At 70.7% G+C, this 11,952-nt stretch carries 7 protein-coding genes; 3 read left to right on the forward strand and 4 right to left on the reverse strand.

What is annotated here, in order from left to right; all coding sequences use genetic code 11:
• Both IEY93_RS38645 and IEY93_RS26120 read left to right on the forward strand, forming a co-directional pair.
• Positions 1 to 909: arabinofuranosidase catalytic domain-containing protein (locus tag IEY93_RS38645; RefSeq protein WP_229691487.1), on the forward strand; the 909-nt coding region annotated here is incomplete at its 5' end.
• A 294-nt stretch (positions 910 to 1,203) separates the two neighbouring features.
• Positions 1,204 to 2,223, forward strand: coding sequence for a PaaX family transcriptional regulator (locus IEY93_RS26120; RefSeq protein WP_189165769.1), 1,020 nt, complete (start codon positions 1,204 to 1,206; stop codon positions 2,221 to 2,223).
• A 72-nt stretch (positions 2,224 to 2,295) separates the two neighbouring features.
• On the opposite strand, the gene pntB is transcribed toward IEY93_RS26120, so the two are convergent.
• From pntB to IEY93_RS26135, 3 genes are all read right to left on the reverse strand, one after another.
• Positions 2,296 to 3,696, reverse strand: coding sequence for a Re/Si-specific NAD(P)(+) transhydrogenase subunit beta (pntB, locus tag IEY93_RS26125; protein WP_189165770.1), 1,401 nt, complete (start codon positions 3,694 to 3,696; stop codon positions 2,296 to 2,298).
• 2 nt (positions 3,697 to 3,698) lie between these two features.
• Positions 3,699 to 5,234, reverse strand: coding sequence for a Re/Si-specific NAD(P)(+) transhydrogenase subunit alpha (locus IEY93_RS26130; RefSeq protein WP_189165771.1), 1,536 nt, complete (start codon positions 5,232 to 5,234; stop codon positions 3,699 to 3,701).
• A gap of 671 nt (positions 5,235 to 5,905) precedes the next feature.
• On the reverse strand, positions 5,906 to 8,548 hold the full coding sequence (locus IEY93_RS26135) for a type 1 periplasmic-binding domain-containing protein (protein WP_189165772.1): 2,643 nt from the start codon (positions 8,546 to 8,548) through the stop codon (positions 5,906 to 5,908).
• A gap of 655 nt (positions 8,549 to 9,203) precedes the next feature.
• Here IEY93_RS26135 and IEY93_RS26140 point away from each other — a divergent pair.
• The gene (locus tag IEY93_RS26140; protein WP_189165773.1) at positions 9,204 to 9,926 is read left to right on the forward strand and encodes a tetratricopeptide repeat protein; all 723 of its coding nucleotides are present in this window, start codon (positions 9,204 to 9,206) and stop codon (positions 9,924 to 9,926) included.
• Positions 9,927 to 10,056: 130 nt separating this feature from the next.
• Here IEY93_RS26140 and IEY93_RS26145 read toward each other — a convergent pair whose 3' ends face one another.
• Positions 10,057 to 11,880 (reverse strand): ABC transporter ATP-binding protein, encoded by a 1,824-nt coding sequence (locus tag IEY93_RS26145; RefSeq protein WP_189165774.1) that lies wholly within the window; start codon positions 11,878 to 11,880, stop codon positions 10,057 to 10,059.
• Between the last annotated feature and the right edge of the window lie 72 nt (positions 11,881 to 11,952).

Raw genomic sequence — 11,952 nt, forward strand, 5'->3', positions numbered from 1 at the left:
ACCATCTACTTCGGCAACAACAAGGTCTGGGGCTACGGCGCCGGCAACGGCCCCTGGATCATGGCCGACCTGGAGAACGGCCTGTTCTCCGGCGTGAACCAGAAGTACAACGCGGGCAACCCCAGCATCAGCCACCGGTTCCTCACCGCGATCGTCAAGGGCGAGCCGAACCATTGGGCGATCCGCGGCGGCAACGCGCAGTCGGGCGGCCTGGGCACCTTCTACGACGGGGTGCGCCCCAACGTCGCGGGCTACAACCCGATGAAGAAGGAAGGGGCCATCCTTCTCGGCATCGGCGGTGACAACAGCAACGGTGCCCGCGGCACGTTCTACGAGGGCGTGATGACCTCCGGCTATCCGACGGACGCCACCGAGAACGCCGTGCAGGCCAACATCGTCGCCGCCGGCTACACCACCTGGAACGGCGGCGGGAGCGGGACGCTCACCCCGGGCTCGTCGATCTCGCTGCGCGCGACGACGGCCTGCTGCACCGACCGTTACATCCGCCACCAGAACGGCAGCGTCGTGACCTCGGTGATCAACTCGTCCTCCCCGTCGACGGACAAGAACGACGGCACCTGGGTCGTGCGCAGTGGCCTGGCCAGTGGGTCGTGCGTGTCGCTGGAGTCGAAGAACTACCCCGGCACCTTCCTGCGGCACCAGAACTACCAGTTGTACCGTCAGCAGAACGACGGCAGCGCGCTGTTCGCCTCCGACGCCACCTTCTGCGCGCAGGCCGGCAAGAACGGCCAGGGCATCTCGCTCGCCTCCTACAACTTCTCCAGCCGCTTCATCCGCCACTACGGCAACACCGTCTACATCGCGAGCAACGGCGGCTCGAACACCTTCGACAACTCCTCCGCGTGGGCCGACGACGTCAGCTGGATCGTCGCCCAGCCCTGGGCATAGTCCTCAGGTGACCGATACCGAGCCGCTCCCGGTCCACGGGGGCGGCTCCCGTCGTTCCGCGCCGCGGCCGTGAGCATGCACGGCCGGCCGGGTGTGCCGAGGAGGGCGTACCCCACAGATGGGGGAACGCCAGGATAGGGGCGGTCGACGCCGGCGGACCGCGGCCGCGATCCGCCGGGAAGATCTCGCGGGCGCAGCCGGGTGCCGTAGGATCTACGCAGGTCGAACACGGTAAGCCCGTCCGTCCTGGTGCGCGGCCGGCGGGGCCGCCCGCACCGGCTGAGGAGTCTGACGATGGAGGGACGCCGGGTGACCGCGTCGCCGGAACGCGGCTCCCTGCCCAGGGCCCGGCAAGGGGCCGAGCCACAGCGGCTGCTGACCACGCTGCTCGGCGACTACTGGTTCTGGCGGCAGGAGCACATCCCGTCGGCGGCGCTGGTCCGGCTGCTGGAGGAGTTCGGCATCACCGCGACCAGCGCCCGTGCCGCGCTGCGGCGGGTGGCCTCGCGAGGGCTGCTGGACGGCTCACGCGACGGCCGCACCACCGCGTACGGACTGCCGCCCCGGGCGTACGACGTGATCGTGGCGCACATGCGCCGGCTGCTGACGTTCGGCGCCACCACGCCGCAGTGGGACGGGCAGTGGACCGTCGTCACCTTCTCGGTGCCCGAGGACCAGAGAGACACCCGCCGTTCCCTGCGCGACGGGCTGCGCCTGCTGCACTTCGGCATGATCTTCGACGCGGTGTGGGTGTCCCCGCACGACAAGACCGGCGACGTCGTCGAACTCGCGCGCAGGCTGGGGGTGCGCGAGGCGGTGGTGTTCCGGGCACGCGACGTCGCCGCCGCCGGCCTCGGCCCGGTGCTGGACCGCGCCTTCGACATCGCCACGCTGCGCGAACGCTACCTGCGCTTCATCGATGCCCATCGGCCGGTCGCCGAGCGGCTGGAGACGGACTCCGCTCCGTCTCCGGCCGAGGCGCTGCGGCTGCGGACCGCGATCATGACCGACTGGCGGGTGTTCCCCACGCTCGACCCCGACCTCCCCGCCGAGCTGCTCCCTGAGGGCTGGCCGCGCGACGAGGCCAGGCGGCTGTGCGTGCGGATCTACGACTCGCTCGGGGAGCCCGCGGAACGGCGGTTCCGCGAGATCCTCGCCGGCTTCGACCCGGAACTCGCCGGGCTGGCCGCGCACCACACCTTCGCGCAGGTGTCCGCCCTCAAGCCGCCGGCCACCCGCCGCCGCACGCACTTCGACGAGACGACCGACCGCGATCGGCTGGACATTCTCGCCGGCGGCGGGCCGGCCGGCTGACGCGCCCGCCGCGCGCACGTCCCACCCGGCCGGCGGACGCACGTGCGCCCGGCCCCGGTGCCACCGGGTGGGTCAGAGGGCGGCCACGATCTCCTCGACACGCTGCTTGGCGTCGCCGAAGAGCATCTGGCTGTTGGGCCGGAAGAACAGCGGGTTCTGCACTCCGGCGTATCCGGTGGCCATCGACCGTTTGAAGACGATGACGTTCTCCGCCTCCCACACGTGCAGGACGGGCATGCCGGCGATGGGACTGCCGGGGTCCTCGATCGCCGCGGGGTTGACGATGTCGTTGGCGCCGATGACCAGGACGACCGAGGTGCCGGGGAAGTCGTCGTTGATCTCCTCCAGCTCCAGGACGATGTCATAGGGCACCTTGGCCTCCGCGAGCAGGACGTTCATGTGGCCAGGCAGGCGCCCGGCGACGGGATGGATGCCGAAGCGGACCTCGACGTCGCGGTCGCGGAGCCGGCGGGTCAGCTCGGCCACCGGGTACTGCGCCTGGGCGACCGCCATGCCGTACCCCGGGACGATGACCACCGACTTGGCGTCCTTGAGCAGCTCGGCGGTGCCGGTGGCGGAGATCTCCCGGTGTTCCCCCTGCTCGGTGTCGCCGGACGAGCCCGCCTCGATGCCGAAACCACCGGCGATCACCGAGAGGAACGAGCGGTTCATCGCCTGGCACATGACATAGGACAGGTAGGCGCCGGACGAGCCCACCAGGGCTCCGGTGACGATCAGCAGGTTGTTGTCGAGCAGGAAGCCGGACGCCGCGGCCGCCCATCCCGAGTAGCTGTTGAGCATCGAGACGACGACCGGCATGTCGCCGCCGCCGATCGAGGCGACCAGGTGCCACCCCAGCACCAGGGCCACGGCGGTCAGCGCGACGAGGAGCCCCAGGTTCGGGGAGGCCACGAAGAAGACGGTCAGGAGCGCGAACGCGCCGAGCGCCCCCAGGTTCAGCAGGTTCTTGCCGGGCAGCATCATGGGACGCGACCCGATGCGGGCCGACAGCTTGAGGAACGCGACGACCGATCCGGTGAAGGTCAGTGCCCCGATGAACACGCCGATGGACACCTCGGCGTGGTGGACGCCCGGCAACGGGACCTCTCCCGGCGTCCCGCCACCCCCCTCGACCTCGAGGAAGCCGTTCCAGCCGACCAGGACGGCGGCGAGGCCGACGAAGCTGTGCAGGATGGCGATCAGCTCCGGCATGCTGGTCATCTCGACGATCCGGGCCCGCCAGAGCCCGATGGCGGCGCCGATCGCCATGGCGGCCGCGAGCAGGGTCACGGTGCCGACGTCCCCGCCGTCCGCCGAGAGGGCGACCGTCGAGGCGAGCGCGAGAGCCATGCCGCAGATGCCGAGCACGACGCCCGAGCGTGCGGTCTCGTGCTTGGACAGGCCGGCGAGGCTCAGGATGAACAACAGGGCGGCGACGATGTAGGCGGCCTGCGCGGCCGTGGCGAGGGTCACGGTCAGCTCCTCGTGAACATGCCGAGCATGCGCCGGGTCACGGCGAAGCCGCCGAAGATGTTGATGCTCGCCAGCAGGACCGCGACGAACGACAGGACGGTGACGATCACGTTCGGCCGCCCGAGCTGCAGCAGCGCGCCGACGACGATGATGCCGGAGATGGCGTTGGTGATCGACATCAGCGGCGTGTGCAGGGCGTGGTGCACGTTGCCGATGACGTAGTAGCCGATCACGATCGACAGGAGGAAGACGGTGAGGTGCCCGGTCAGCGCGGCCGGGGAGAAGGCGGTCAGCAGGAAGAGCGCGGCGGCGGCCACCGCGGTGATGACATGGCGTCGCCGGCCGGGTGGGGGAGCGGCCTTGGCGGCGGGCGCCGGTGGCGGAGCCGCGGGTTCGGCGCTCACCGGTACGGGCGGAGGCGGCCAGGTCTTCGCCCCGTCGCGCACCACGGTCATCGCGCGCTGTACGGGATCGTCGAAGTCCAGCACCAGCGTGCCGTCCGCGGCCGGGGTGAGCAGCCGCATCAGGTTGACCAGGTTCGTGCCGTAGAGCTGCGAGGCCTGGGCCGGCAGCCGGCCGGCGAGGTCGGTGTACCCGATGATGGTGACGCCGTTCCCGGTCTCGACCGCCTCGCCGGCGCGGGTGCCCTCGACGTTGCCGCCCTGCGCCGCGGCCATGTCGACGATGACGCCGCCCGGGCGCATGCGGGCCACGTGTTCGGCGGTGAGCAGCCGGGGCGCCGGCCGCCCGGGGACCAGCGCGGTGGTGATCACGATGTCCACCTCGGCTGCCTGCTCGCTGTACATGGCGGCGGCCCGCCGGTCGTAGTCCTCGGTGGTCTCCCGGGCGTACCCGTCGGAGCTCCTCTGCTGCGCGACCCCGACGTCCAGGAACTCGGCGCCCAGCGAGCGCACCTGCTCGGCGACCTCCGGCCGCGGGTCGGTGGCCCGCACGATGGCGCCCAGGCTGGTGGCGGTGGCGATCGCCGCCAGTCCGGCCACGCCGGCGCCCACCACCAGGACCTTGGCCGGCGGGACCTTCCCCGCGGCGGTCACCTGGCCGGTGAACAGGCGCCCGAACGCGTGCGCCGCCTCGATGACGGCGCGGTACCCGGCGATGCCGGCCATCGAACTGAGCACGTCCAGCGCCTGGGCGCGGGAGATGCGCGGCACGGCGTCGGTCGCCAGCACGGTGATCGGCCGGGCGGCGAGCGCGTCCAGCAGAGCGGGGGCGGTCGCCGGTCCGATCAGCGAGATGAGCGTGGCGCCGTCGCGCAGCGCCGCGATCTCCTCGCGCGCGGGCGCGTTCACCTTGAGCACCACCTCGGCGCTCCACGCGTCCTCGCGGCCGCCGACCCGTGCCCCGGCCTGTTCGTACGCCTCGTCGGTGCAGCCCGCCCGCAGGCCGGCGCCGGATTCGACGATCACCTGGTAGCCGAGCGAGGCCAGTTGCCGCACGGTCGCGGGGGTCGCGGCCACCCGTGTCTCACCCGGCGCCGACTCGGCGACCACTCCCAGGCGCTGGTTGGAGGGACTCATCCGGTTCCTTTCTTGGCTGGATCGCGGGTCGTCGGTTGCACGACCCTGTGCCGCCGCGCGCTTGTGGTGGGCGGCGGCACGATGTCGACCGTGTTCGGAGGGCTCGGAAGGGCTGAGAGGGCCGCCGCCGGGCCGGCTGAAAGATTCATCGGCCGGTTCACGATCGGACGCCCGCGTCTCGGCGGCACGTGTACCGGGCCCGGCGGTTCCCGCCCGTCCACGGGCGTGTCCTGGTGGGAGACGGCAGGAGCATCACCGCGGGAGGCCCTGTCCTGGCATCATGCGGTGGTCCCGGCTCTCAGTCCCGTGCTGCCTGATCAGGGAGCACGGGAGCGGTCCACGAGCGGCCGCGCGCCCTCGTGCCGGGGTCCCTGCTGTCGATCATCGTTGGCCACCATGCCGACCGGGCGAGTGCGATCACCCGCCATCTACCACGAATTCTCCCGAATACCGCCATCGCGGATCAAGAGCGACAACGCCCCACGGTGCGGGGAATCACGCGCCGGCTCCGGGGGATGTCCTCGCGGAACGCCGCCGGTGAGCGAGGGGGAGTGAACGTCACCTCGCCTGGGCTTGGCACGGCCGGCATCACCTCGGTGCGCGCAACCCGAGGCACATCGAGGCCGCCATCGAACCCGAGGCGGCTCGCATCCCGGCCGGCGCCGCCGTCGTCAGCGGGTGCACGGGGGTTCCTGTGTTCTGCTCGACGCGTCCGGTGCGTACGCCCCGCACACCACGACGGCCTTCGGGCTGTCGGCGAGCTGGCGGAGCAGGACGAGGGTCTTGTCGACGGGCGCGGCGTTGCCGGCCGGGCCGTAGGAGATGTACCCGGTGGCGCCGTTGAAGGTGACGCCCGCGCCGAGGGCGACGAGGACGGACTCGCGGGAGACGAGGTCGTCGTGCAGGCGGGCCTTGCCGACGGCCTGGGACAGGACGTGGAAAGCGTCGTAGGAGACGGCCGAGTGGCCGTCCTGGACCCAGGGGTCGGTGCCCTTCGTGGTGCGCTTCACGAACGCGTTGTAGTCGTCGACGAACTGGCGGGTCTTGTCACTGGCGTGCGGGTCCGTGGTGGGCAGCCGGTGGGCGGAGTAGTACAGGCGCAGCCAGTGCTTGTTGTTGAAGGCGCCTGTTTGGGCGATGTTGGTGAGCTCATTGCCGCCGAGGACGGTGATGTCGTGGTCGATGCAGGTGCCCTGGGTGTCCATGGCGTTGATGAAAGCGGTGAAGTCCCGGGCCCGCGCGGCCCAGTACACGACGGCCCCCGGCTCCGCCTTGATCGTCTTGCACAGCCGGCTCACCAGTTCGTCCGCGCTGGACACGTTCGCCGCGCCGGGCGGCGGCGCCGGCTCGAAGTCGCCGTCCTGGTTGAAGTTGAAGACCTCGGAGCCACCAGGTGCGAATCGGTCGCGGAACTTTCCCGCGAGGCTGCGACTGTAGAGGTCGGCGGAGCTCTCGATGACGATGGCGCGGCCGGCGGGGGAGCAGCTCTCTTCCGAGCCGGGATCGGCCACGATGTTCTGGCCCTTCGCGAAATCCGCCGCGATCCGCGCCTCGGTCAGGTTGGGCGGCGTGAAAGGCCAGTAGCTCCGCATCGCCTCACCGGCCAGCATCTCGTCAGCGGTCGCCGTTGTGCCGATCGTGGGGATCTTCGCGGCGCCGAGCACCTGCAATGCCTTCCGGGTCTCGTCCCGGCTCTGCGCGTATCCGAGGACGCCGACGATCCTGGTGTGATCCGGGGTGTTCTTGGCGCTGCCCTCCTTCTCCACCCGCGCCCTGAGGTTCTCGGCCTCCGCTACGGCGTTCTTGAACGCCGGACCGGTCGGCCGGACCTCCACCCGTAGCCTGACGGCCGAGTCGTCGGACACCGCGTCGTCGAGCAACTTCTTCTGCCACATCGCGATGCCGCGCAGCTCGGGGATCGTGCCGTCGAAGCGCACCGCGTTCTCGTCCGTCGGCGGGCTGGACACGAAGGCCACCACGGTCCGTACCGTCCTGCCCTGGGCGGCGGCCTGCTCGGCCCGTCTGTTCTGCTCGCCGATCTCCCGCACGACCGCGTCGTACCAGGCTTTGCCATCGACCGGAATGGGCTTGGCCGGCGCGGACTCCGCGACGGAGGCGGAGCCGCCGACGCAATCGTGGTCATCTTGGATGACCAATCCCGCGGCCGTCAGGGCCAGGACCGTTACACCGGCCATGATTCCGGTGGGCACGATCCGGCTGAATCTAAACCTCTTCGGCTCGACCTTGCGTACCTCAAGCCCTGGTCCGGCCATGGCCTGCTCGCTGAAGGTCACCAGGACCGGGGAGCCGCCGTTCTGGCCGAGGCGCTGACTCGCCTGCGCGAACGTGAGTTCAGCGGGATCGTCCAGATCCGCCAGCAGCTCTTCCGATGGCCGTCCGACCGCTACGACGAGCGGGCCCGGAGGTCTGGCGGTGGTGCTCGCCTGATGCACGGAGCGCAGGAAGCGCTCGGCCTCGCGGTTGCCCTTCGCGCCGGGCGGTGGCAGGTCCACGAGTACGACGGGGCGGGCGGTCCTGCGCCGCCGGCCAGGCAGGAACCGGCCGATCGCCGGGGTGCGCAGGTCCTCCAGGAGGGCTCGCCACAGGAGCCGATCGAGCTGCTGCAGCGCTTCCTCGCGTTTCTCCGCAACGCTCAGTTGCGAGCTCCACACGGCACCGGCGTTGTCCATCACCCGGAAGAGGTTCCGGCCGCCTCCGGCGATCTTCTCCGCGCCCAGCCAGCTCCGCATCACTTTGCGGGACGTTCTGCGGGCCCACAGCCACGTGGGCATCCGCTGCACGAACGAGTGCCAGCCGAGCTTCATCAGGAAGCCCGCGAGCCCGTCGCCGTTAGGACTCTCCGTCTTGGTGAAGCTCATCAGGGCACCGCGCTGGACGCGCTGTTCGCCGGCGTACCGCCGCAGCTCCAGCGCCTGCGGCCCCTTTCTCCACGCGGTCGGTTTCTCCTGGATATAGGTGATGAGGTCCCGCATGACGAGGAAGTGCGGGTATCGGTCGGGCGTCATATGCTCCGGCGCGCCGGTCATCAGCTCGGTTCCGGCGATCTCGGAGAGCAACCTGGGGTCGTCCCCGGCGGGCAGGCGGGCGAATGGCACGAGCTTGCCGTTGTCGTGCACCGACGAGCTCAGAGCCCCGACGACGCGCTCGATGTCGGCCGCGGTCGCCGTCTCCGGCACGCGCAGGACGAAGAGCGGCGGGCTGGTGTCCAAACTGGACCTGTTCCGGGAATCGGGCGCCACCGCCGTCGGGAAGCCGAGGACGAATTCCGTGGACATGTCATCGGGGAATCCCATCAAGACTCCTTTTGCGAAGAATGGCCGCCATGTGGACTCTAACGAAAAACCGTCGACGGCGATGACGGATCGTCGACAAGGCCGGCGTTTGCGATCGTCATTCTCCTCAATTGCGGATCTATGGTCGGTTCTGTACGCCGGGGTACGCAGGTGATCAGGATTCCGGTCGACGTTGCTTCGGCCAGAAGCTCTTTGACGCTGAGTGCAATAGAGGTTGACAGAATTCGAACCTTTGGCGCCCCTCGATGGAAGACAGTCACCGGTTCGCCCTGGCGGCTCCCCATGAATTGGAGTAGCGGGACGGCCGATTGGGTGCAGTCCAAAAATCACCTTTCCCGATTCCGGTGACTCGGCATGGTGGTGCCCTTCAGGTACCGGGACGGCAGTCGGCTCCACTTCCGGCCGACGTCCCAGCGCGCGCGTTCACCGCCCCTGGCGGCATGCGATCGGCGGCGTTCATCGACCCCGCCTGCGGGGATGATGCGCTGATGCGCCTAGTGTGCTGTCGGTCGCCGGGATACGGGAGGGGCGCGGCCGGTCGCGCCGGCATCGGGGCCCGGTCGCGGCGGCGCGATCCGGCGCCGCCGGGAGCCGCGTGAGCCGATCGGCCGCGGGCCTGCCCGGCGGCGGAACGACATATGAGGGGAAAGCACCTGTGAGCTTCAGTGAGAACGTGCGCTCGGCCTTCCGGCGGGGCGAGACCGAGGCCGTGGTGCGCATGAGCGAGGCCGAGATCGACCGGGCGCGGGCGGCCGGTGACCCGGCCGGTGAGGTGGAGGCCCGGTACAGCCTCGCCAGGGTCGCCATCCGCGCCGGTGACCTGCTGGGCGGAGAGGCCAGGGCACGGGAGGCGCTCGCGGTCGCGCTGCGCTCGGGTGACCGGAGCCTGGAGGAACGGCCCAGGCACGTGCTGGCCGCCGTGGCGCGGATGTCGGGCGACCTGACCCGCGCCCGCGATCTGTACCGGGAGAGCATCGCGCTCAACGAGGCCCTGGGCCGCCCCAAGGTCGTCACCTCGGAGTACCACAACCTCGGGTTCTGCGAACTCGGCCTCGGTGACCTCGACGCGGCGCGCGCACTGTTCGCCGCAACGCGGGAGCAGGTGTTCCGCAACGGCTGGGCGGACTTCGTGCCGTACGTCTGCGTGGCGGACGCCGCCCTCGCCTCGGCCGAGGGCGATCACTCCCGGGCCGCGCTGATGGTCGGTGTCGCCGACGCCGCGTTCGCGGCGCTCGGCCAGGTGCCCGACCCCGACGACGCGGCCGAACTGGCCGGCGCGCGTGCCGCCGCCGTCGCGGCGCTCGGCCCGGCCGGTTTCGCCGCGGAGCACGCGCGGGGCCGGAGCCTTGACCCACGGGCGGCGTTCGGCGACGACTGACGACGACCGGCACCGCGCGCCGCTACGTGCCACTCGAACCGCGCGTCCGGCACCGGCGGCGAGGAGGTCGCCGAACGCGCCGGCGGGGGGAGAGCCCGGACGCGGCCGGTTCAGCGGACCGCTGGCGGCCTCACCCGCGCTGGACGGCGTCCGCGGTGTCGTCCGCCACCAGGAATCCGCCGGACTGGTGGTGCCACAGGCGGGCGTACGGCCCCTGGGCGTCGAGAAGCTCGTGGTGGGTGCCCTGTTCCACGATGCGGCCCTGGTCGAGGACGACCAGGCGGTCCATGCGGACGACCGTGCTCAGCCGGTGCGCGACGACGATGGCGGTGCGGTCGCGCATCAGGCGCCACAGGGCTTCCTGGACGAGGATCTCGCTTTCGGAGTCCAGGGCGCTCGTGGCCTCGTCCAGCAGCAGGATCGGGGCGTCGCGCAGGATGGCCCGGGCCAGGGCGACGCGTTGCCGCTGGCCGCCGGAGAGTTTGACCCCGCGCTCACCGACCAGCGTGTCGAAGCCGCTCGGCAGGGCCTCGGCGAACTCGGTGACGTGCGCCGCCCGCGCCGCCTGGAGGATCTCGGCGTCGGTGGCGCCCGGCCGGGCGAAGGCGATGTTGTCGCGCAGCGACCGGTGGAACATGGCGGGTTCCTGGGGGACGTAGGCGATCAGGCCGCGCAGGTCGGCCTGGCGGAGCCGGCTGATGTCCTGGCCGCCGATCAGGATGCGGCCTTCGTTCAGGTCCATGAGGCGCAGCAGCAGCCGGGTGAGGGTGGTCTTGCCCCCGCCGGACCGGCCGACCAGCCCGATCTTGGTGCCGGCCGGGATGTCCAGGTCCAGGCCGTCGAACAGCGGCGGATGGCCGGCGTGCGCGAACGTCACCCGCGCGAACCGGACGCCCGCGTGGTCCGGCCGCAGCGGCTGCGGGTCGCGCGGGTCGACCACACCCGGCGGGGTGAGGAGCAGCTCGGTGAACTGCGCGGACTCGGTGAGCACGCTCTCCATCCGGCGGTAGGTCTGGTTGAAGTCGAACATGATGCCGATCGCGTTGGAGTAGTAGGTGAACGTCACCACGATCGCCTCGACGCCCAGACCGCCACGGAGCGCGACGGCGAGCAGCAGGCCGATGGTGCTGGTGAGGACCGACAGCGGCGCGACGACGGTGTCCACCCGCAGGTTGCCGTAGTCCCAGGAACGGAGCATCAGCCTGCGCTGCTCGGCGATGAGGTCCCGATGCTCGGCCTGCTCACGCTCCTCGGCGGCGAACGCGCGGACGGTGTCCATGTTGGCCAGCACGTCGGCGACATGACCGGACACCCTGACCTTGGCCGCCTCGCGCTGGTCCACCAGCCGCTGGCGGCGGCGGATGAGCGGGGTGGTGAGCAGGGCGGTGACGATGATGAGGCCCACGAGCACGAAGACCAGAAGCGGGTCGTAACGCCACAGCACCACGCAGGCGAACACCAGCGGCACCAGTTTGGCGAAGATGGAGAAGACGAGCGTGTCGACGAAGGACTCGAACCCGTTGGAGAAACTCAGCACCCGCTTGGTCAGCGAGCCGGCGAAATTGTCGTGGAAGAACGCGGCGTCCCTGACCAGGAGTTCGTCCATGCCCTTCGCGCCGAGTGCCTCGATGCCCCGGGCCTCGGTGCGGTTGAGGAAGTGCAGGCCCGCCCGCCACAGGACCTCGCCGGTGAGCAGCAGCGCGCCGAAGGCGAGCACGTACGGCAGGAGCGTGGTGAGGGCGGCGTCCCCGCCTTTGGACAGATGCCCGACGATCGCGCCCACCGCCAGCGGCGCCAGGTAGAACAGGCAGATGTTCCCGGATGCCGGCAGGATCAGCGCGGGCCCCGCGAGCCGCCACTGTTTGCGCAGCTCACCGTTGTAGTACCGAAGCGTCAGCAGAACGGCCGACCTTCGGGCGGATGGCTTTCCTGAGGAATCGCGCGATTTGAACACGACGATCCGCCCCCCTTCGAATGGTCGTCAGGGCAATGGTGCCGCAGGGGAGCGGGAAAGGTCGAACGATTT

Source organism: Sphaerisporangium melleum (genome assembly GCF_014646695.1).
GTDB lineage: Bacteria > Actinomycetota > Actinomycetes > Streptosporangiales > Streptosporangiaceae > Sphaerisporangium > Sphaerisporangium melleum.